The sequence below is a fragment of the Mycobacterium colombiense genome, assembly GCF_003284935.1.
GTDB classification, from domain to species: Bacteria; Actinomycetota; Actinomycetes; order Mycobacteriales; family Mycobacteriaceae; genus Mycobacterium; species Mycobacterium arosiense_A.
This window is the reverse complement of the sequence record NZ_QMEV01000014.1, coordinates 15,949-37,079: the sequence shown is the minus strand read 5'-3', so window position 1 is coordinate 37,079 and position 21,131 is coordinate 15,949. Positions and strand designations below refer to the sequence as shown.

Sequence of the window (21,131 nt, the reverse complement as noted above, 5' to 3'; positions counted from 1 at the left end):
GGATCGCGGTGCGAATGTTGTTGATGCTGGCGGTTTCCGCATGGGTTCCATGAACTGCCTTTCCGGTCGTGGACAGACGGCCGCACGGGGCGACCCGACAGGATGCAGTGTGGTTACCCGGGTCCCGCGACGGCCTAACGTGCCACGGCGGGACGGCCCGGATGGCGGGGCCGGCAGCTCAGCGGCGGAACAGCTTGTTGCCGAGCCACACCACCGGGTCGTACTTGCGGTCGGCGACCCGCTCTTTCATCGGGATCAGCGCGTTGTCGGTGATCTTGATGTTCTCCGGGCAGACCTCGGTGCAGCACTTGGTGATGTTGCAGTAGCCCAGGCCGTGCTCGTCCTGGGCGTCGTTGCGCCGGTCGCGGGTGTCCAGCGGGTGCATTTCCAGCTCGGCGATCCGCATCAGGAAGCGCGGACCGGCGAACGCCTTCTTGTTCTCCTCGTGGTCGCGCACCACGTGGCACACGTTCTGGCACAGGAAGCACTCGATGCACTTGCGAAATTCCTGGGAGCGTCCGACGTCCTCCTGCGCCATCCGGTACTCCCCGGGCTGCAGGTCCTTGGGCGGCGCGAAAGACGGGATCTCGCGCGCCTTTTCGTAGTTGAACGAGACGTCGGTCACCAGGTCGCGGATCACCGGGAACGTCCGCAGCGGCGTGACGGTGACGACCTCGTCCTCGGCGAAGGTGGACATCCGGGTCATGCACAGCAGCCGCGGCTTGCCGTTGATCTCCGCCGAGCAGGAGCCACACTTGCCGGCCTTGCAGTTCCACCGGACCGCCAGGTCGGGCGTCTGGGTCTGCTGCAGGCGATGGATGATGTCGAGGACGACCTCGCCCTCGTTGACCTCAACCGTGAAGTCCTGCAGACCGCCGTCGGCGTCGTCGCCGCGCCACACCCGCATCGTCGCGTTGTAGGTCATTTGCCACTCCGTCCCGGGTGCCCGGCGAGTTCTTCGTCGGTGTAGTACTTCTCCAGCTCGGCGATCTCGAACAGCTCCAGCAGATCGGGCCGCATCGGCGTCTGATCCTTCTTCGTGATGGTGATGTCGGGGATCACCTCGTCGCCGCCGGCCGCCTCGCAGACCAGCAGCACCTTGCGCCACGACGAGTCCATCCCCGGGTGGTCGTCGCGGGTGTGCCCGCCGCGGCTCTCGGTGCGCTGCAGCGCGGCCTTGGCGACGCATTCGCTGACCAGCAGCATGTTGCGCAGGTCGATGGCCAGGTTCCAGCCCGGGTTGTACCGGCGCTGCCCCTCGACGTGCAGGTTCTTGAACCGCTCGCGCAGCTTGGTGAGCCGCTCGAGGGCCTCGGTGATCTCTTCCTCCTTGCGGATGATGCCCACCAGGTCGTTCATCGACTGCTGCAGCTCGAGCTGCAGGGTGTACGGGTTCTCCCCGGCCGCGCCGTTGGCCGGCGCCTCGAAGGGGGACAGCGCCCGCTTGGCCGCGGCGTCGACGGCGCCCTCGGCGATCGTCGGGCGGCTGCTCAGGGCCCGCACATAGTCGGCCGCACCCAGGCCGGCGCGCCGGCCGAACACCAGCAGGTCCGACAGCGAGTTGCCGCCCAGCCGGTTGGAGCCGTGCATGCCGCCGGAGCACTCGCCGGCGGCGAACAGCCCGGGGACCGTGGCCGCGCCGGTGTCGGCGTCAACCTCGACGCCGCCCATCACGTAGTGGCAGGTCGGCCCGACTTCCATCGGCTCCTTCGTGATGTCGACGCCGGCCAGCTCCTTGAACTGGTGGTACATCGACGGCAGCCGGCGGTTGATCTCCGCGGGTGTGAGCCGCGAGGCGATGTCCAGGTAGACGCCGCCGTGTGGGCTGCCGCGGCCAGCCTTGACCTCCGAGTTGATCGCGCGCGCGACCTCGTCACGCGGCAACAGGTCCGGAGTGCGGCGGGCCGAGTCGTTGTCCTTGAGCCACTGGTCGGCTTCTTGCTCGGATTCGGCGTACTGCCCCTTGAACACCGAGGGGATGTAGTCGAACATGAACCGCTTGTCGTCGGAGTTCTTCAGCACCCCGCCGTCACCGCGGACACCCTCGGTGACCAGGATCCCCTTCACACTCGGCGGCCACACCATGCCCGTCGGGTGGAACTGGACGAACTCCATGTTGATCAGGGACGCGCCCGCCCGCAGGGCCAGGGCGTGGCCGTCGCCGGTGTACTCCCACGAGTTCGAGGTGACCTTGAACGACTTGCCGATCCCGCCGGTGGCCAGCACCACCGCGGGCGCCTCGAACAGGATGAAGTTGCCGCTTTCGCGGATGTAGCCGAACGCCCCGGCGATCGCGTCGCCGTCCTTGATCAGCTCGGTGATCGTGGTTTCGGCGAACACCCGGATCCGGGCTTCGTAGTCGCCGAGCTCGGCGAAGTCCTCCTGCTGCAGCGAGACGATCTTCTGCTGCATGGTGCGGATCAGCTCCAGGCCGGTGCGGTCACCGACGTGGGCCAGCCGCGGGTAGGTGTGCCCACCGAAGTTGCGCTGGCTGATCTTGCCGTCTTTGAGGCGATCGAACAGCGCCCCATAGGTTTCCAGCTCCCAGACGCGGTCGGGGGCTTCCTTGGCGTGCAGTTCGGCCATGCGCCAGTTGTTCAGGAATTTCCCGCCGCGCATGGTGTCGCCGAAGTGGGTCTTCCAGTTGTCCTTCGGGTTGGTGTTGCCCATGGAGGCCGCGCAGCCGCCCTCGGCCATGACCGTGTGGGCCTTGCCGAACAGGGACTTGCACACCACCGCGACCCGCAAACCCCGTTCGCGCGCTTCGATAACCGCACGCAGCCCGGCGCCGCCGGCACCGATCACGACCACGTCGTACGTGTGCCGCTCGATTTCCACCATGAAACCCTCGCTAGCTAAATTCTTGATGTGTGTCGAAATGGCTTGTCAGCCAACAAATCGGAGGTCAGGAATGGTGCCGCTGGCCACCAATGCGATGTAGAAGTCGGTGAGCATCAGGGTGCCCAGGGTGATCCACGCGAACAGCTTGTGCCGGGTGTTCATCCGGCTGACCTGGGTCCAGATCCAGTACCGCACAGGGTGCTTGGAGAAGTGCTTGAGCCGCCCGCCGGTCACGTGCCGGCACGAGTGGCAGGACAGCGTGTAGATCCACAGCATGATGACGTTGCCGAGCAGGATCAGATTGCCCAGACCGAAGCCGAATCCGCCCGGCCCGCTGTCGGAATGGAACGCGACGATCGCGTCGTAGGTGTTGATCACCGAGATGATGCCGGCGATGTAGAAGAAGTACCGGTGGGTGTTCTGGATGATCAGCGGGAACTTGGTCTCGCCGGTGTAGTGCACGCGGGGCTCGGCCACCGCGCAGGCGCTGGGCGACTGCCACACCGTGCGGTAGTAGGCGCCGCGGTAGTAGTAGCAGGTCAGCCGGAACAGCAGCAGGAACGGCAGCGACAACGCGGCGTACGGCAGCCACCACACGTCGGGCAGGAACTGCGGCCAGATGTCGCCGGCCTCACCGCAACCCTTGCTCACGCAGGGCGAGTAGAACGGCGTTAGGTAGTGGTACTTCGCGACGAAGAAGTAGTTCTGCTGGAACGCACGCGCCGTCGCGTAGATGATGAAGGCCGCGAAGCCGAGATCGATCCGCAGCGGCGACATCCACCACCGATCGGTGCGTAGGGTCCGTTGCTGGATACGGGCGCGCGTGGGTGAAAAGACACCGGACGCAGGACGGTTCGCCGTGGGTGCGCTCATTTAGTGTGTTCCTCTTCGAACGGGCTGTAGGTCGAAGGGTACACAGAGGAAAGCCCCCCTCTTGTGGGGGGCTTCGTTGTTCAGGACCTGTTGTGACCGCCGACACCCTCATCGTCGACATCGCGCCAGAATTCGCTGTCGTACTGGGTGTCCGGAATGACGATCTTCTCACCGGACTGCTGCACGGTGGCTCCCGCCAGGTCCAATTCGGACACGTCGGTGTCGAGCAGGTCCACGTCGGACAGGATGCGGTCGGCGTCGATGACGATGCGCCGCATGGCCGGGCTGTCACCGTATCGGGCCCGCAGGGAGCTCACGCACTGCCGCAGGCCGCCGATGAGGTCGTGCAGTTCGGCGAATTCGGTCGTGCCAGTCGTGGTCGGCGTGCGAGTCAAAGGATCTCCTCGGCAGTGTTTCGGATCACAGTTCGCCCTCGATACTATCCATCGCACACGCCGGACGTCAGCTCGCCGAGCCGGATGCCGAGCGAGCAAACACGTATGACGGGACGCGCCGCCCCGGCCGAGAAGGCCGCCACGCTGCTGGAACTGCACCGGCCGGGCCACCCGGTCATCCTGCCGACCGTGTGGGATGCCTGGTCGGCCCGGCTGGCCGCCGGCGCCGGATTCGCCGCGCTCACCGTGGGCAGCCATCCGATGGCGGACTCGATCGGCAAACCGGACAACGAGGGCATGTCGTTCGACGACGTCCTCACCCGGGTCGCCCAGATCACCGCCGCGGTCGACGTGCCGGTGTCGGTGGACATCGAGTCCGGCTACGGGCAGCCGGCAGACCGGCTGATCGAGGGCCTGCTGAGCGTCGGCGCCGTCGGGCTGAACATCGAGGACACCGTGCACGCGGAGGGCAAGCGGCTGCGGTCCGCCGACGAACACACCGAGTTGGTCGGGCAGCTGCGGGCGGCCGCCGACGCGGCCGGGGTGCACGTCGTCATCAATGCCCGGACCGATCTGTTCCTGCGCCAGGACGGCGAGGCCTCCGATCGCGTCGAGCGGGCGGTGGCCCGACTGAACCAGTGCGCGGCCGCGGGCGCCGATGTTCTTTATCCGGTGGGCCGCCACGATCCCGACACGTTGCGGCGCCTGACGGCCGAATTGGAGCTGCCGGTCAACGCGATCGCGCTGGCCGATCAGGACGACCCGGCGTCCTTCGGTCCGCTGGGCGTTGCGCGCATCAGCTTCGGGCCCTTCCTGCAGGCCGCGCTGGCGGGCCACGCCAAGCAGTTGTTGGCCCGCTGGCGCTGACGCGCTGAATCCGGCGGAGCCGTTGGGACTCCGCCGGATTCGCCTACTTCTCTGCGGACGGGCCCGCGCTTATTTGGTGATCGCGATGCGCTGCGCCTGGCTTCCCGCGTACGCACCGGTGACCCGCACGGTCAGCACACCGGCGTCGTAGCTGGCCGTGATGGCGTCGCCGGTGACGTGGGCGGGCAGCTGGAACGACCGGCGGAACGAGCCGTACCGGATCTCCCGCAGCGTGCGGCCTTCCTTTTCCTCGGCGTGCTCGTCGCGGTGTTCACCGTGGATGACCAAGCGGCCGCGGTCGACCTCGACCTTGACGTCCTGGTCGACGTCAACGCCCGGGAGCTCGACCCGTACGATCGCGTCGTCGCCGTCCTTGACGATCTCGGCTGCGGGCCTAAAACCGCTGGTCGCCGGGGTGTTCCAGTCCGCCGCGGCGGCGGGGCCGAAAAAGTCGCGCAGCCACCGGTCGGTGTCCCAGGCCGGTCGCGACCACAGTGCGAGGTTGCTCATGACGCTTCCCTTCCAATTCCTTGAGCTTCATTGTGAGATTCCTGTGACCGGCGCCTCCGTGGCCGGCTACTCGTACAAACATGAGTCGACCACGCTTAAGTTCCACCTCGCCGTTCGCCGGCAGCGAACGATCAATCACAGTCGTTCCTGTGAGTTGTGAGATCCTCGTCATAGGACCGTCACATTGGGCGAAAAGAACGTAATTTCTGGCCGTTACTCTCAAAGCCATGTCTGCAGACGGGATTTCGCGCGCCAGCTGTGCGCCTCGTCACATCATCGTAGTCGGACATGGCATGGTGGGGCACCGGTTCGTCGAGGCGCTGCGCGCCCGTGACACCGAGGGACTGTGGCGCATCACGGTTTTCGCCGAGGAGACTAACGCGGCCTACGACCGCGTGGGTCTGACCTCCTACACCGAAAGCTGGGATCGCAAGCTACTGGCCTTGCCCGGCAACGAATATGAGGGTGACGAACAGGTCCGGCTGGTGCTCAACCAGCGCGTTACCGAAATAGACCGCGCGGCAAAGACGGTGGTCACCGCCGACGGTCAGCGGCACGGTTACGACGCCTTGGTCCTGGCGACCGGGTCGTACGCCTTCGTGCCGCCGGTGCCGGGTCACGATCTACCTGCCTGTCACGTGTACCGCACGCTGGACGACCTCGACGCCATCCGCGCCGACGCCCAGCGCGCGGTGGAGACCTCACACGCCGCCGCGGGCGTCGTCATCGGTGGCGGCCTGCTCGGGCTGGAAGCCGCTAATGCGCTGCGCCAGTTCGGGTTGCAGACCCACGTCGTCGAGATGATGCCGCGGCTGATGGCCCAGCAGATCGACGAAGCCGGCGGCGCGTTGCTGGCCAGGATGATCGGCGAGCTCGGCATCTCGGTGCACGTCGGCACGGGCACCGAATCGATCGAGCCGGTCGAGCACGGCGACGGCACCACCTCGGTGCGGGTCAGCCTGACCGACGGCCAGGTCATCGACGCGGGCCTGGTGATCTTCGCGGCCGGCATCCGGCCGCGCGACGAACTGGCCACCGCCGCCGGGCTGCAGCGCGCCGAGCGTGGCGGGGTGCTCACCGACGTGGCTTGCCAGACAAGCGATCCCGACATCTACGCGATCGGTGAGGTCGCCGCGATCGGAGGCCGCTGCTACGGCCTGGTGGGGCCGGGCTACACCTCAGCCGAGGTGGTGGCCGACCGGCTGCTCGACGGCGTCGCCGAGTTCGGCGAGGCCGACCTGTCCACGAAGCTCAAACTGCTGGGCGTCGACGTGGCCAGCTTCGGCGACGCGATGGGCACGACCGAGAACTGCCTCGAGGTCGCCATCAACGACGCGGTCAACCGGACCTACGCCAAACTGGTGCTCTCCGACGACGCCAAGACGCTGCTCGGCGGCGTGCTGGTCGGTGACGCCTCGTCCTACGGGGTGCTGCGGCCCATGGTCGGCAGCGAGCTGCCCGGCGACCCGCTGGCGCTGATCGCGCCAGCCTCCTCCGGCACCGGCACGGCGTTGGGCGTTGGGGCGCTGCCGGATTCGGCGCAGATCTGCTCGTGCAACAACGTGACCAAGGGCGATCTGAAGTGCGCGATCGCCGACGGCTGCGCGGATGTCCCCGCCCTCAAGGCGTGCACCTCGGCCGGTACCTCCTGCGGATCGTGCGTCCCGCTGCTCAAGCAGCTGCTGGAGGCCGAGGGCGTGGAACAGTCCAAGGCCCTCTGCGAGCACTTCAGCCAGTCGCGCGCAGAGCTTTTCGAGATCATCTCCGTCACCGAGATCCGGACCTTCTCCGGACTGCTGGAGCGCTTCGGTCGCGGAAAGGGTTGCGACATCTGCAAACCCGTGGTCGCCTCCATCCTGGCGTCCACCGGGTCGGACCACATCCTCGAGGGCGAGCAGGCCTCGCTGCAGGATTCCAACGACCACTTCCTGGCCAACATCCAGAAGAACGGCAGCTACTCGGTGGTGCCGCGGGTGCCCGGCGGTGACATCAAGCCCGAGCACCTGATCCTGATCGGCCAGATCGCCCAGGACTTCGGGCTCTACACCAAGATCACCGGCGGTCAGCGAATCGACATGTTCGGCGCCCGGGTGGACCAGCTGCCGGAGATCTGGAAGCGCCTGGTCGACGGCGGCATGGAGTCCGGCCACGCCTACGGCAAGGCCTTGCGCACCGTGAAAAGCTGCGTGGGCACCGACTGGTGCCGCTACGGGCAACAGGATTCGGTGCAGCTGGCCATCGATCTCGAACTGCGCTACCGCGGGCTGCGGGCGCCGCACAAGATCAAGATGGGCGTTTCGGGCTGCGCGCGGGAATGCGCCGAGGCGCGTTCCAAGGACGTGGGCGTCATCGCCACCGAAAAGGGCTGGAACCTCTACGTCGGCGGCAACGGCGGCATGACACCGAAGCATGCGCAGCTCCTGGCCAGCGATCTGGACACCGAAACGCTGGTCCGCTATGTCGACCGGTTCGTCATGTACTACATCCGGACGGCCGACCGGCTGCAGCGCACGGCGCCGTGGGTCGACTCCCTCGACGGCGGACTCGACCACGTGCGCGAGGTCGTGTGTGACGACTCGCTGGGCCTGGCCGCCGAATTCGAGGCCGCAATGGAGCGGCACGTCGAGAACTACAAGTGCGAATGGAAGGGCGTGCTGGACGACCCGGACAAGCTGTCGCGGTTCGTGTCCTTCGTCAACGCCCCGGATGCCGTCGATTCGACGGTGGCGTTCACCGAGCACGCCGGACGCAAAATCCCTGTGTCCATTGGCATGCCGCGCGTTCGTGCAGCGACAACTCCGGAAGAATGAGGAAGGGATCATGACACTTCTCAACGACATCCAGGTGTGGACCCGCGCTTGCGCTTACGACCACCTCATTCCGGGCCGTGGAGTCGGCGTGCTGCTCGACGACGGTTCCCAGGCGGCGCTGTTCCGGCTCGACGACGGCTCGGTGCACGCGATCGGCAACGTCGACCCGTTCTCCGGGGCCGCGGTGCTCTCGCGCGGCATCGTGGGGGACCGCGACGGCCGCGTCACCGTGCAGTCGCCCATCCTCAAGCAGGCCTTCTCGCTGGAAGATGGTTCGTGCCTGGACGATCCGACCGTCTCGGTGCCGGTGTACCCGGTGCGGATCACGGCCGACGGCTACGTGCAGATCGCGCGGGACTACCAGCAGCGGGCCGCCTGAGTCCGAGGCCGGCTCACCGGGTGATGTCGCCGACCAGGTAGCGCTGCAGCGTCGGCCCGATGGCGTCGACGATCGCGTCGACCGACATGGAATGCAGCGGCTCGGAGCGGATGCCGTAGCGCATGATGCCCAGGCCCACCAGTTGTGAGGCGCACAGCGAGGCCCGCAGGGCGACCTTGTCGGCCCCGAGGATCTTCAGCAGTGGGCCAAAGACCGGGCCGACGAACATGTTTTGCACGATCTCGGCGGTCTTCGCCATCCCCGTCGACGCGATGGCGCTGGCCGCGAACGGGCCGCCGCCGGCGGCGTCCCAGGTGGTGATCAGCGTGCGCAGCGTCCGGCGGCCCACCTGATTGACCCCGCCGGTGACCATCCGGTCGATGAATTCCGGTGTGCCGAAGGGCAACCGCAACATCTTGGCGACCGGGTCGAGGATCCCATGCGATGGCTCTTCGCGACGGGGCATGGTGCCAGGATCGCCCGTCTGGGGGCAAAGATCAAGGAATGGCGGGCAACGGCGCGCCTCGAAACCCGGCGTTTCGCGCTACGGAACCGAGCGCACGGCGTGGCCGCGAGCCAGCTGATGCGGGCTCGATCGGCGCGACGCGTGCCGTGCGGTGGGGGCCAGCACCGGCGGCAGGGCCCGCCGAAACCGGTTCGCGACCAGGCGCGCCAGCCCGGAGTGGGTGCTCAGCGGTTCGCTGACCAGGTCCGCGCCGCAGCCGTGCAGCCGTTGCTGGAACAGGCCGTCGGCCAGCAGGTATGAGGCGACGACGACACGACCGCCGGGGCGCCGCGCACGGGCCCGGGCTACGACCCTTTCCAAGGCCTCGGGCAGTTGCGCATCACCGGCCGCGAACGCCAGGCTCACCCGCGATCCGGTGAGGGCCGACACCAACGTCGCGGTGGTGTGCAGGTCGGTGCGCGCCGCGGCATCCGAGGTTCCCGCGGCGGCCAGGACCACCGAATCGCCCGGTCGCCAACCACATTTCACCAACTGGTCGCCGACAATACGAGCGATCTGACCGCTCGGACCCAACGCGGGGGTGACGAGCACGTTCGGGTGTCCACTGGCCGCGACGTGGGCGGGCAGGTCCGCCCGGACGTGGTATCCCCGCGACAGGAACGCGGGCACCACGATGGCCGGCCGGTCGCACGCCTTCGCGCGCATCAGAGCCTCGGTGGGGGTGGGACCCACCACGTCCACGAAAGCGACGTCCACCGGGCTGTGGACGAGCGTACTCACCTGTGCCGCAAGGCCTTCGACCATCGCCACGCCGCCCGGCCTGCGGGTGCCGTGTGCCGCCAGGATCAGTGCCATGGCGAGTCTTCCGGGTGATCGATCGCGAGCCGGTAGCCGCGCTTGACGACAGTCGCCACGATGTTCTTGTCGCCCAACGCCGTTCGCAACCGCAGCACCGCGGTATCGACGGCGTGTGGGTCGCTGCTGTTGCCGGGCAACACGCGCAGCAAGTCGTTGCGCGCGACGACATCTCCGGGGCGTTGCGCCAGCGCGCGCAGCGTCGCCATGCCCGACCCCGACAGCGACTTCACCGAACCATCGACCAGCACGCAGGTGCCGCGGATCTCGATGTCGTGACCGGCCGCGCGGATGGTGCACGACCGCAGCGGCGGGAGTTCCTGGGCGATGTGGCGGGCCAAGGCCCCTAGCCTCATTCGCTCGGGCGACGACGTCGGGATCCCGGCGCGGATCAGCGGTTGCGCGGTGACCGGGCCGACGCACATCGCGTGCACGTCGCTGCGCAGCGCTTGCAGCAGTTGATCTTCGATGCCCAACTCGCGGCTGCGCTCCAGCAGCGCCGCGCCGGCGGGGGCGGAGGTGAAGGTCACCGCGTCGAACTGCCGCCGGGCGACCGAGGCCACCAGCTGGTCGAAGTCACCGCCGGCCGGCGTCGGCTTCCAGCGGTATACGTGAATGGGCACCACCTGCGCGCCCGCCGATCGCAAGCCGTTGATGAACTCGGGGAACGGATCCCACCCGTCGGCCGCGCCGTGCAGCTGGACGGCGATGCGCTTGCCGGCGACATCCGATTCGAGCAGGTAACGCAGAACTTCGCGGGACGACTCGGATTTGGGCGACCATTCTTCGTGTAACCCGGCGGCGCGCAACGCTCCCGTCGCCTTGGGGCCGCGCGCCACGATCCGCGACTTGGCAAGCGACGCCAGCAGCTGGGTGGCCAGGCCCCACCCGTCGGCCGCGGCGACCCAGCCGCGAAAGCCGATGCCGGTGTGCGCCACCAAAATATCCGGCGGGTCGGCGATCACCGCCTCGGTGTGGCTGTGTAAATCTTCGTCTTCGGGCAGCGCGATGATGTTGATGGCCGCGGCGCTGGACACCTCCGCGCCGTTGCGGCGCAGCAACGCGCACAGCTCCTCGGCGCGGTTCGCCGACGTGACGGCGATCCGGTAGCCGGTCAGCGGCGCGGAGTCTGGTGGGGCCAGTTGGGGGGCCATATGAAGTGTGTATGCCTGCGACGTTTCCGTTGCGTTACCGGTCAATTGCTGTGGCATTGCCCGTGTTGCGAGTCCGCTCACACGCGGGCCGCCTCGGTTTCCGGCGCCGAGGCCGACAGGCCCGGCGCGGACGCGGGCCGGCGCACATAGACCATCCAAGTCATGATCGCCGCCACCACATAGGACGCCAGAAACGCCCAGTACGCCGAGGTTTCGGTGCCGGTGCTCAGGTAGGACTGGCGCAGCGCGAGGTTGATCCCCACGCCACCTAGCGCACCGACGGCGGAGCAGATGCCGATCAGCGATCCCGCCTTGGCGCGGGCCCAATGACGGCGTTCGTCCTCGCTCGCGTCCAGCGAGCGGCTGCGCGCGTCGTACACCGACGGGATCAGCTTGAACACCGAACCGTTGCCCATGCCGGACAGGATGAACAACACCATGAAGCCGGCGACGAAGCCGATCATGGTGGCGGCGTGCCCCGCGGCGTGGTGGTCGTCGACGGTGCTGACGGTGACCAGGAGCCCTGCGCTCAGCGTCATGCCGGCCAGGACGCCCAGGGTGACGCGGCTGCCGCCGAGGCGATCGGACAGCCGGCCCCCGTAGATGCGCGCCAGGGACCCCAGCAGGGGTCCCAGGAAGGCCAGCTGTGCGGCGTGCAGCGCCGCGTGCTTGGGGCTCTCGCCGCTTTCGGCGAAGTTGACCTGCATCACCTGCCCGAAGGCGAAGGAAAACCCGATCCAGGAACCGAAGGTGGCGATGTAGAGCAGCGAGATCACCAGGGTGTCGCGCTCGAACAGGATCGAGCGCATGGTGCTCAGCTGGGTGCCGTGGTTGACGTTGTCCATGAACACCGCGGCAGCGATGCCGACGACGACCAGCAACACCAGGTACACCGCGCACACCCAGTACGGCGCCTCGTGCCCGGCGGTGGCCAGCACCAGCAGGCCGACCAACTGGATCACCGCCACCCCCAGATTGGCGACGCCGGCGTTGACGGCCAGCGCGGCGCCCTTGAGTCGCTGCGGATAGAAGGCGTTGACGTTGGCCAGCGAGGCCGCGTAGTTCCCGCCCCCCAGCCCGGTCAGGGCGGCACACAGCACGAACGGCCACAGTGGCACGCCGGGATTGGCCAGCAACACGATCGTGCCGACCGTGGGGATCAGCAATACGAAGGCCGAGAACGTCGTCCAGTTGCGGCCGCCGAAGGCGGCGATGCCCAAGGTGTAGGGGATGCGGGCGCAACCACCCACGAGGGTGGCGACCGCCCCCAACAGCAGCTTGTCGCTGGCGGAGAAGCCGTAAACGGACCCCGGCATGAACAGCGCCATGACGGGCCACAGGGTCCAGATCGAAAACGCGACGTGATCACCGGCGATGGTGCACAGCAGGTTGCGCCGGGCGATGTTCTTGTTGCCGGCATCCCAGGCCGCCGTGTCCTCCGGGTTCCAGTCCGCGATGCGGTGGCTGCGGCCCATCCGATCGTCACCTTTCGTCGCCATGGCGCTCATGCCCATGCCCCTACCACGGAAATCGATTGCGGCCCAACGGCATTTCGCCGGTCGGCGTGCATACAGGTCCCTCTCGTCAGGCTCCACGAACCGCGCATCCGGCCGCCGCCGCGTCAAGGGTCACCGGGCTCGCCCGACATCGGGAAAGCGGTTCGGAGACTGGCTTTCGACGTTTGGGCGCCCCGATATGGAGGGGCGTGGCCCCGCCGTATGGTCTGATGCTCACATTTACGACGCGAACGGGTCAACCGGAATGGGCCGATATCGCCTGTTAGTTGTTTACCAGTTATCTGGTAAATGCCTGAGGGGCAATCAGTTCGCCCAGGTGCCGTTTCGCCGGCGGTGAATAGGCGGCGCCGTCAAGTGATTTCACGCATAGATCCACTCTCGTGTGAGCTGGAATACACGCGGTTGCGGCGCCGACGGTTCGCCCCGCCGAATTGGGTTAGGAAAACGGCCAACTCGCGGCGCCGGACGGGGCGCCCACCAGCGACCTGGGCCGCGCCCAGTGCAGCCGCACCGTCTGGCCCGGCCGCACCTGGGCGACCTTGTCGACGTCCTCGTCGACCACGACGCCGATCACCGGGTAGCCGCCGGTGACGGGATGGTCGGGACCCAGGATCACCGGTAAACCATTGGGCGGCACCTGGATTGCGCCGCGGGTGGCACCCTCGCTGGGTAGCTGCCGGTCGGGATAGCAGTGCTGCAGCGGCCGGCCGGTCAACCGCATCCCCACCCGGTCGCTGCGATCCGAGGCCACCCAGTCGGTGTGTACCAGGGCGTCGGGATCGACGAACCAGTCGTCGCGGGGCCCGGGCACCACGGACAGCTCGACGACATGGTCGGTGATCGCCGCGACCGGCGCCTGGTCCAGTTCGGGGTAGGCGTCGGTGTGCTCGCCGATCGGCAGGCGATCGCCGCTGTGCAGCGGCGCCGGGCCGATGGCCGACATCACGTCGTAGCTGCGCGACCCCAACACCGGGTCCACGCAGATGCCGCCGCGGACCGCCAGGTAGCTGCGCAGCCCCGCGCGCGGGGCGCCCAACGAGATCACCTCGCCATCGCGGACATGGTGAATGCTGTTGGTACCGAACGTGATTCCGTTGACGGTGGGGTCGGTGTCGGCGCCCGTCACCGCGATGTCCACATCTCCGCCGATGACCCTGGCCGCGAAACCACCGAACGTCACCTCAACCGTGGCGCGGTCGTCGGGGTTGGCCACCAGCCGGTTTGCCAGCTTGTGCGCGCGCCGGTCGGCGGCTCCGGAGCGGCTCACCCCTAGGTGGGCCAGGCCCGGGCGGCCGAGGTCTTGGACGACGGCGAACGGTCCGGTGCGCAGGATCTCCAGGATCGGCACGGCTATCTCCTTAGCTAGGGTGGCGAATCACGTGCTGACGGCCCGGAACTGAACCCACATGCCCTGCGCCAGCAACGCAGGGCTCGGCCGCCGCAGATCCCACAGCACCGCGTCGGTGTGGCCGATGAGTTGCCACCCGCCGGGGGATTGCCGCGGATAGACCGCGCTGAATTCACCGGCGAGGCCGACCGAGCCCGCCGGCACCGATGTCCTCGGCTCGGGGCGCCGGGGCACTCTCAGCCGCGGATCGCCGTCGACCAGATACGCGAAACCGGGTGCGAATCCGGCGAATCCGACCCGCCACGGTGTGGCGGTGTGGGCGTCGATCACCGCCGCGATGGTCAGTCCGGTGCGCTCGGCGACCTCGGCCAGGTCCGGGCCGTCGTAGACGACGTCGATGACAACGTCGGCGCTGCGCTGCGAGGCGGCGCCGGGGGTGGCGTCGACGCGCATCTTGCGCAGCCGCCGACGGACGACGCCTTGATAGCGCGGCGTGTCCAGCTTCACCAGCACCGTGCGGGCGGCGGGGACGACGTCGACCACGCCCGGTATCGCCACGGCGTGCAGCGCGTCCGCCCACGCCAATACCTCGGCGGTACTGCCGCATTGCACCATCAGCGCGCGGTCGCCGTAGTCCACGACGGTGTTGCCGACCAGCTCCGTCGGCAGGTTGTGGGCCAGGTCGCCGCTAAGGTCCGTCACGCTCATTACTCGACGGTAACCCCGGGATCGGGGCCTGTGCGAGGGTCGGCCGACGGATTTTCGAGCACTGCCAGAGCTGCCTTAGCAAACGCTCAAACAGCCGCGACGCGCCCGCGTGGCTAGCCCAGGATCTTGGTGATCAGCGGTGGCAGCTGGTCGGCGATGACGGGGTAGCTCAGCGGCGACGCGAACGCGATGGCGCCGGCCTGGTCCTTGGTGGTGAAGATGTGCCGGTTCTGCGCGGTGGTCAGGGACCCGGCCACCTCCGGGTCGGCCAGGATCGCCTTCTGATCGTCCGGGTTCTGGGTCGTCCAGATCACCACGTCGGCGGAATCAAGCACCGCCTTGATGTGATCGCGCGGGATGACGGCGCGCTGATCGGTGCCGAAGGGTTTGATGCCGTCGGAGATGACCAGTCCCATCTGGTTCAAAAAGTCCGTCCGCCAGCCCGCCATCGTGGCGACGACGGTGCCTTGCCACAGCGCGCCGTGCATCAGCAGGGTCTTCTTGCCCGTCCATTGCGGATTCTTCTTGCCGATGTCGGTGAACTTCTGGTCGACGCCGTCGATCAACGACTTCATCTGGTCGGCCTGGAACACCGCCTGGCCGACGGTGGTGGCCTGCTCCTTCCACGGCTCGAAGAAGGCGTCGCCGTCCGACTGGGCGACGGTCGGGGCGATCGCGGACAGCTTCTGATAGGTGTCGGCGTCCAGGCCGGCGTTGACGGCCACGATCAGATCCGGTTTCAGGCCGGCGATCTGGTCGACGGGAATGCCGTTGTCCAGGTTCAGCACCGTCGGCTGCGCCCCGCCGAGCTTGGGCGCGGCCCACGGCCAGACCGCGGACGGTTGGTCACCGAACCAGTTGGTCACCGCGATCGGCACCACCCCGACCGCCAGCAGGTCGTCCTGCTCGGTGTAGCCGGCGCTGACGACGCGCTTGGGTGGTTCTTTGATGACGGTCTGACCGAACAGGTGGGTGACCGTCACCGACCCCGGCGTGGCCCCCGGGGCCGGTTTGCTCGACGAGCACCCCGCCACGAGCTCCGAGAGCGCGGTCGCACCGCCGATCGCGGCGACCCCGGCAGCCCCTGCGAGCTGCAAGAATCCCCGTCGATTCCATCCCTGTCGCATCGCGTGAGAGTATCGCGTTCCGCCCGCGCAACTGCATCGCCGCGCTGTTGAGGCGCTTTAGCCCAGCGGCATGCCGGCGTCCATGAAATCCAGGGCCCGATAGATCGTGTCGGCGGTCTTGGGGGCGTTGTCGAAGGCGGCCATCATGGCACCCGTCAACGCGCCGGCGAACACCCGGACCTCGAAATCGTCTGCGGCACGGCCGATCCGGTGCGCGATCGCCTCGGCGGCGACCGTCACCGTGCGGTAGTACTCGTCGTACATCGCCGCCTTGAGCTCGGGTATCGAGAACATCAGGCGCTGCCGGGTGCTCTCGAACTCCAGCTGGTCGTCGGGCAACTCGGCGATGACGGCGGCATACGCCCGGCGGAACGCCTGCGCCGGGGACAGGTTGAGCGGCTGGGCCTTCAACGCCTCGAGGATCAGCGGGTCAAGGTCGTCGGCGAGCAGCAGCGATTCCTTGGATCCGAAGTAGCGGAAGAACGTGCTCGGCGACACGTCGGCCGCCTCGGCGATCTGTTCGACGGTGGTCGCGGCGTAGCCGTTCTCCTCGATGAGGCGAAACGCCTCGCGCCGGATGGCGCGGCGGGTCTTGATCTTTTTGCGCTCCCGTAGGCCCAGGGGAGCCCCAGTCACCTGCATGCGCCGATTGTCGCGCATCCAGCCCGCGCCGTGGGCCCGCGACGTCCGTGCGTTGCAGAGTTCTGACAAACGGGTGCGGGCCGTTGCGATTTCTGCGTATCGCCCACGTAACTGTGCACACCCAGACCGGTAACAGTGCTTCTTTAGCGTCGAGTCGTCACTGCCCGCGCCTCATTCAACCCAGGAGTCCCACCAGATGACCACGACCATCACCCCGGTATCGCAGCCCGCGCCGCCGCGCGAGTCTCGCAAGGGGCGGCACTGGATCGATGACTGGCGGCCCGAAGACCCCGATTTCTGGGAGGCCACCGGCAAGCCGATCGCCCGCCGGAACCTGATCTTCTCGATCTTCGCCGAGCACGTCGGGTTCAGCGTGTGGATGTTGTGGAGCATCGTGGTGGTGCAGATGACGGCCGGGGCGCACGGGCACGCCGCCGCGTCCGGGTGGGCGCTGACCGCCAGCCAGGCCCTGTGCCTGGTGGCCGTGCCCAGCGGTGTCGGGGCGTTTTTGAGGTTGCCCTACACCTTCGCGGTTCCGCTCTTCGGCGGCCGCAACTGGACGACCATCTCCGCGGCGCTGCTGCTGATCCCGTGCCTGCTGCTGACGTGGGCCGTGAGCCATCCCGGGATTCCGTTCGGCGCCCTGGTGGCCATCGCCGCGACCGCCGGCTTCGGCGGCGGCAACTTCGCCTCGTCGATGGCCAACATCTCGTTCTTCTACCCGGAGAAGGACAAGGGCTGGGCGCTGGGCCTGAACGCGGCCGGCGGCAACATCGGCGTCGCGGTGGTGCAGAAGATCATCCCGCCCATCGTCATCGCCGGCGGCGGGATGGCGCTGTCGCGCGCCGGACTGTTCTATGTGCCGCTGGCGGTCGTGGCCGCGGTCTGCGCGTTCTTGCTCATGAACAACCTCACCGAGGCCAAGGCCGACGTGCGGCCGGTGCTGGAGTCGCTGCGGCACCCCGACACCTGGATCATGTCGCTGTTGTACATCGGCACCTTCGGGTCGTTCATCGGCTACTCGGCCGCCTTCCCGACCCTGCTCAAGACCGTTTTCGGGCGCGGCGACATCGCCCTGGCGTGGGCCTTTCTGGGTGCCGGCATCGGATCGGTCATCCGGCCGCTCGGCGGCAAGCTGGCCGACCGGATCGGGGGCGCCCGCATCACCGCCGCCAGCTTCGTGATGCTGGCGATCGGGGCAGCGGCCGCGCTGTGGTCGGTCGACGCGGTCAATCTGCCGGCGTTCTTCGCCAGCTTCATGTTCCTGTTCGTCGCCACCGGCATCGGCAACGGTTCGACCTACCGGATGATTTCGCGGATCTTCAAGATCAAGGGCGAGCTGGCCGGGGGCGATCCCGAGACCATGGTGGACATGCGCCGCCAGGCCGCCGGTGCGCTGGGCGTCATCTCGGCGGTGGGTGCGTTCGGCGGGTTCGTCGTTCCGCTCGCCTACGCGTGGTCGAAGTCGGAGTTCGGCAGCATCGAACCGGCGCTGCGGTTCTACATCGGGTTCTTCCTCGCCCTGCTCGGCGTCACCTGGTACTGCTACCTGCGCAAGCACAACGCGATCACCCGGGTGGGGATCTAGGGTCAGGACGGCTTCTGCCGGCCGCCGTAGCCTTCCCAAGGGCTGTAGTCGGCGATCAGCTCTTCCTGGGGTGGCCGCTGGTCCTCGGGAACGTGCTGCAGGTTGATCCGGATCCGGTACCAGATCGAACTGGGCCCGCGCATCCCGTCGACCAGGACGTCGACCGGCTGCAGCCGGTCGGCCACCGCCGGATAGCGATCGCGCCAGACGTCCAGCGCCGCCATCGCCTCATCCTTGGTCTTGGTGCGGGCGATCTCGATCAGCGGCATCGCCGATTGCCGCCTGCCGCCGGTGCCCCTGCCGCCCTTGCCCGACCCTTTCGGGGCGCGCTCGGGCGGCCCCATCTCCTCGGCCAGCACCAGCAGCCGGTCGAGAGAGCCAACGACCGCTGCGTTGGAGGGGTCCATCCCCGCCCAGGGGTCACCGAGCTCGGCGAACCGGGCGGGCACGGTGTCGATGGTGAACGCCTCGGGCCGGCAACCGGCGACCTCGTCCCACCGCAGCGGTGTCGATACCCGGGCATCCGGAGTCGCCCGCACGGAGTAGGCCGAGGCGACCGTGCGGTCCTTCGCGTTCTGGTTGAAGTCGACGAAGACGCCCTCGCGCTCTTCCTTCCACCAGCGGCTGGTCGCCGCCTCGGGCACGCGCCGCTCGACTTCGCGGGCGACGGTCTGCGCGGCTAGCCGCACCTGGCGAAACTCCCAGCGCGGGGCGATGCGGGCGTAGATGTGAAAGCCGCGCGATCCGGACGTCTTGGGCCACGCGGTCAGGCCATAGTCCTCGAGCACCTCGCGGGCGACCAGCGCGACGTCCACGATGCGCCGCCACGAGACGCCGGGCATCGGATCCAGGTCGACCCGCAGTTCGTCGGGGTGATCGAGGTCGTCGGCCAGCACCGGATGCGGGTTGAGGTCGACGCAGCCCAGGTTGACGGCCCAGACCAGCCCCGCGGCGTCGTGGATCACCGCTTCGGCGGCGGAAGTGCCTCGGGCGTACCGCAGTTCGGCAACGTCGATCCAGTCCGGCCGTTTGGCCGGGGCGCGCTTCTGGAACACCGCTTCTTCGGTGATGCCCTTGACGAAGCGCTTCAGGATCATCGGGCGGCCGGCCACACCGCGCAGCGCGCCCTCGGCCACGGACAGGTAATAGCGGACCAGGTCGAGCTTGGTGTACGGACCCGAAGAGGAGCCAGTGGTTTCGCGGCCGCTCGCGCCGGGGAACACCACCTTGTCCGGATGGGTGATCGTGACCTCGCGCCCGGCCACCTCCAGCAAAACCGGACCCATGTTCATCATCGTAAGTCGATGGGTACTTACCCCTCGTAATGCGACGGACGTCACATAGGGTGGGATCCATGCCTAATCTGATCGGTCTGCCCGGGCAGGCGGTTTCGAAGGTTCAGCAATACGCGGAGCGCGGTTTGGCCGAGCTGCACTATGTCCGCAAAATTCTCGAAGCCGGCGGCTTTCCGCTGGAGCCGCCGCAAAACCTCGCCGCCATGGCCAACGACCTCCGCAAGTGGGGCGAGATCGGCATGCTTCCGGCCCTGCACGCGCGCCGCAACCCGGACAAGGTGGCCATTATCGACGATGACGGCGAATTGACCTGGAAGGAGCTCGACGACGCCGCCAACGCGGTTGCCCACGGCCTGCTGGACAAGGGCGTCAAAGGTGGCGACGGCGTCGCGATCCTGGCCCGCAACAGCCGCTGGTTTTCCATCGCCGAGTTCGGGTGCGCCCGGGTCGGTGCTCGCATCATCCTGCTGAACAGTTCTTTCTCCGGGCCACAGATCAAGGAGGTGGCTGAGCGCGAGGACGCCAAGCTGATCATCTACGACGACGAATACTGCGAGGACGTCAGCAAGGCCGACCCGCCACTGGGCAAGCTGCGGGCGCTGGGAACCAACCCTGATTCCGATAAGAAGTCGGGCAGCAAAGACGAGACACTGGCCGACCTCATCGAACACAGCAGCGGCGAGCCCGCACCCAAGGCGAGCAACCACTCGTCGATCATCATCCTGACCAGCGGCACCACCGGCACCCCCAAGGGTGCGAACCGCAGCACCCCGCCGACCCTCGCACCTGTCGGCGGCATCCTGTCGCATGTCCCGTTCAAGGCCGGCGAGGTGACGGCGCTTCCCGCGCCGATGTTCCATGCGCTGGGCTTCCTGCACGCCACCATCGGAGCGTTCCTGGGCTCGACGCTGGTGCTGCACCGCAAGTTCAAGCCCGACGTGGTGTTGAAGGACATCGCGAAGCACAAGACGACCGCGATCGTCGTCGTCCCGGTGATGTTGTCCCGGATGCTGGACGCCCTGGAAAAGATGGATGAGAAGCCCGATTTGTCTTGCCTGCGAATTGTGTTCGTCTCCGGCTCCGCGCTGAACGCCGACGTGGCCGAGCGGGGTCTCAAGGAGCTCGGGGACGTCATCTACAACATGTACGGCTCGACGGAGATCGCTTTCGCCACGATCGCCGAACCCAAGCACCTTAGGCACAACCCCTCGACGGCGGGCCCGGTGGTCAAAGGCGTCAAGGTGAAGATCTACGACGAAAACGGCAAGGAGCTGCCGCAGGGCGAAGTCGGTCGCATCTTCGTCGGAAACGCCTTCCCGTTCGAGGGTTACACCGGCGGCGGCAAGAAGCAGGTCATCGACGGCCTGATGTCCTCGGGCGACGTCGGCTACTTCGACGAGAACAATCTGCTGTACATCAGCGGCCGCGACGACGAGATGATTGTGTCGGGCGGCGAGAACGTCTTCCCCGCGGAAGTGGAGGACTGCCTAAGCGGACATCCCGACGTGGTGGAGGCGACAGCGATCGGTGTCGAAGACAAGGAGTGGGGTCACCGCCTGCGCGCCTTCGTGGTCAAGAAGGACGGCTCCGACGTCGACGAGGACACCCTCAAAAAGCACGTGAGGGACCAGTTGGCCAAGTACAAAGTGCCGCGTGAGGTGGTCTTCCTCGACGAGCTGCCGCGCAACCCCACGGGCAAGATCCTCAAGCGCGAGCTGCGCGAAATGGACGTCGACTAGCCCGGTGCGGCTCGCGC

Annotated in this window: 19 protein-coding genes; 5 read left to right on the top strand and 14 right to left on the bottom strand. The window is 67.6% G+C overall.

All coding sequences use genetic code 11. The annotated features are described in order from the left end of the window. Positions 1-178 precede the first annotated feature (178 nt). The 4 genes from DQP57_RS09550 to DQP57_RS09535 all read right to left on the bottom strand — a co-directional run bounded on the left by DQP57_RS09550 (position 179) and on the right by DQP57_RS09535 (position 4,109). Positions 179-925, bottom strand: a complete 747-nt coding sequence (locus tag DQP57_RS09550; RefSeq protein ID WP_067123930.1) for a succinate dehydrogenase/fumarate reductase iron-sulfur subunit — start codon at positions 923-925, stop codon at positions 179-181. Then, the gene (locus DQP57_RS09545; protein WP_112632739.1) at positions 922-2,841 is read right to left on the bottom strand and encodes a fumarate reductase/succinate dehydrogenase flavoprotein subunit; all 1,920 of its coding nucleotides are present in this window, start codon (positions 2,839-2,841) and stop codon (positions 922-924) included. The genes DQP57_RS09550 and DQP57_RS09545 overlap by 4 nt, the downstream gene beginning before the upstream one ends. A 45-nt stretch (positions 2,842-2,886) precedes the next feature. Then, positions 2,887-3,714 carry a hypothetical protein gene (locus DQP57_RS09540; RefSeq protein WP_112632738.1) on the bottom strand — a complete coding sequence of 276 codons (828 nt, stop codon included), beginning with the start codon at positions 3,712-3,714 and terminating at the stop codon, positions 2,887-2,889. An 80-nt stretch (positions 3,715-3,794) separates the two neighbouring features. Beyond that, the gene (locus DQP57_RS09535; RefSeq protein WP_112632737.1) at positions 3,795-4,109 is read right to left on the bottom strand and encodes a hypothetical protein; all 315 of its coding nucleotides are present in this window, start codon (positions 4,107-4,109) and stop codon (positions 3,795-3,797) included. 105 nt (positions 4,110-4,214) lie between these two features. Between DQP57_RS09535 and DQP57_RS09530 the strand changes: the two genes are divergently transcribed. Beyond that, complete coding sequence (locus DQP57_RS09530) at positions 4,215-4,976, top strand: isocitrate lyase/PEP mutase family protein (protein ID WP_112632736.1); 762 nt, start codon at positions 4,215-4,217, stop codon at positions 4,974-4,976. A gap of 69 nt (positions 4,977-5,045) precedes the next feature. On the opposite strand, the gene DQP57_RS09525 is transcribed toward DQP57_RS09530, so the two are convergent. Beyond that, positions 5,046-5,486 (bottom strand): Hsp20/alpha crystallin family protein, encoded by a 441-nt coding sequence (locus tag DQP57_RS09525; RefSeq protein WP_112632735.1) that lies wholly within the window; start codon positions 5,484-5,486, stop codon positions 5,046-5,048. Positions 5,487-5,713: 227 nt separating this feature from the next. Between DQP57_RS09525 and nirB the strand changes: the two genes are divergently transcribed. Together nirB and nirD are read left to right on the top strand one after the other, a co-directional pair. After that, positions 5,714-8,296, top strand: a complete 2,583-nt coding sequence (gene nirB / locus DQP57_RS09520) for a nitrite reductase large subunit NirB (RefSeq protein WP_112632734.1) — start codon at positions 5,714-5,716, stop codon at positions 8,294-8,296. A 10-nt stretch (positions 8,297-8,306) separates the two neighbouring features. Beyond that, positions 8,307-8,675 (top strand): nitrite reductase small subunit NirD, encoded by a 369-nt coding sequence (gene nirD / locus DQP57_RS09515; protein ID WP_112632733.1) that lies wholly within the window; start codon positions 8,307-8,309, stop codon positions 8,673-8,675. Positions 8,676-8,688: 13 nt separating this feature from the next. Here the strand turns inward: nirD and DQP57_RS09510 are convergent, their stop codons facing one another. The 8 genes from DQP57_RS09510 to DQP57_RS09475 form a co-directional block, all read right to left on the bottom strand. Further along, positions 8,689-9,141: a hypothetical protein gene (locus DQP57_RS09510; protein ID WP_112632732.1), complete on the bottom strand. Its 453-nt coding sequence runs from the start codon at positions 9,139-9,141 to the stop codon at positions 8,689-8,691. Between the two features lie 78 nt (positions 9,142-9,219). After that, complete coding sequence (locus tag DQP57_RS09505; RefSeq protein ID WP_112632731.1) at positions 9,220-9,996, bottom strand: sirohydrochlorin chelatase; 777 nt, start codon at positions 9,994-9,996, stop codon at positions 9,220-9,222. Next, entirely contained in the window at positions 9,987-11,138 is a 1,152-nt protein-coding gene (locus tag DQP57_RS09500) for a uroporphyrinogen-III synthase (protein WP_112632781.1), read from the bottom strand. Before DQP57_RS09500 ends, DQP57_RS09505 begins: the two co-directional genes overlap by 10 nt. A gap of 89 nt (positions 11,139-11,227) precedes the next feature. Further along, entirely contained in the window at positions 11,228-12,625 is a 1,398-nt protein-coding gene (locus DQP57_RS09495; protein ID WP_112632780.1) for an MFS transporter, read from the bottom strand. Between the two features lie 478 nt (positions 12,626-13,103). Further along, complete coding sequence (locus tag DQP57_RS09490) at positions 13,104-14,015, bottom strand: 5-oxoprolinase/urea amidolyase family protein (protein WP_112632730.1); 912 nt, start codon at positions 14,013-14,015, stop codon at positions 13,104-13,106. Between the two features lie 27 nt (positions 14,016-14,042). Then, positions 14,043-14,723 (bottom strand): 5-oxoprolinase subunit B family protein, encoded by a 681-nt coding sequence (locus tag DQP57_RS09485; RefSeq protein WP_112632729.1) that lies wholly within the window; start codon positions 14,721-14,723, stop codon positions 14,043-14,045. Between the two features lie 113 nt (positions 14,724-14,836). Beyond that, positions 14,837-15,850: an ABC transporter substrate-binding protein gene (locus tag DQP57_RS09480; RefSeq protein WP_112632728.1), complete on the bottom strand. Its 1,014-nt coding sequence runs from the start codon at positions 15,848-15,850 to the stop codon at positions 14,837-14,839. 57 nt (positions 15,851-15,907) lie between these two features. Continuing rightward, entirely contained in the window at positions 15,908-16,492 is a 585-nt protein-coding gene (locus tag DQP57_RS09475) for a TetR family transcriptional regulator (protein WP_112632727.1), read from the bottom strand. 196 nt (positions 16,493-16,688) lie between these two features. Between DQP57_RS09475 and DQP57_RS09470 the strand changes: the two genes are divergently transcribed. Then, positions 16,689-18,080, top strand: a complete 1,392-nt coding sequence (locus DQP57_RS09470; protein ID WP_112632726.1) for a NarK family nitrate/nitrite MFS transporter — start codon at positions 16,689-16,691, stop codon at positions 18,078-18,080. 2 nt (positions 18,081-18,082) lie between these two features. On the opposite strand, the gene DQP57_RS09465 is transcribed toward DQP57_RS09470, so the two are convergent. Further along, positions 18,083-19,375, bottom strand: coding sequence for a DNA polymerase domain-containing protein (locus tag DQP57_RS09465; RefSeq protein WP_112632725.1), 1,293 nt, complete (start codon positions 19,373-19,375; stop codon positions 18,083-18,085). A gap of 59 nt (positions 19,376-19,434) precedes the next feature. Here DQP57_RS09465 and fadD2 point away from each other — a divergent pair, with 59 nt between their 5' ends. Continuing rightward, entirely contained in the window at positions 19,435-21,114 is a 1,680-nt protein-coding gene (fadD2, locus tag DQP57_RS09460; protein WP_112632724.1) for a long-chain-fatty-acid--CoA ligase FadD2, read from the top strand. The last annotated feature ends 17 nt before the right edge of the window (positions 21,115-21,131 follow it).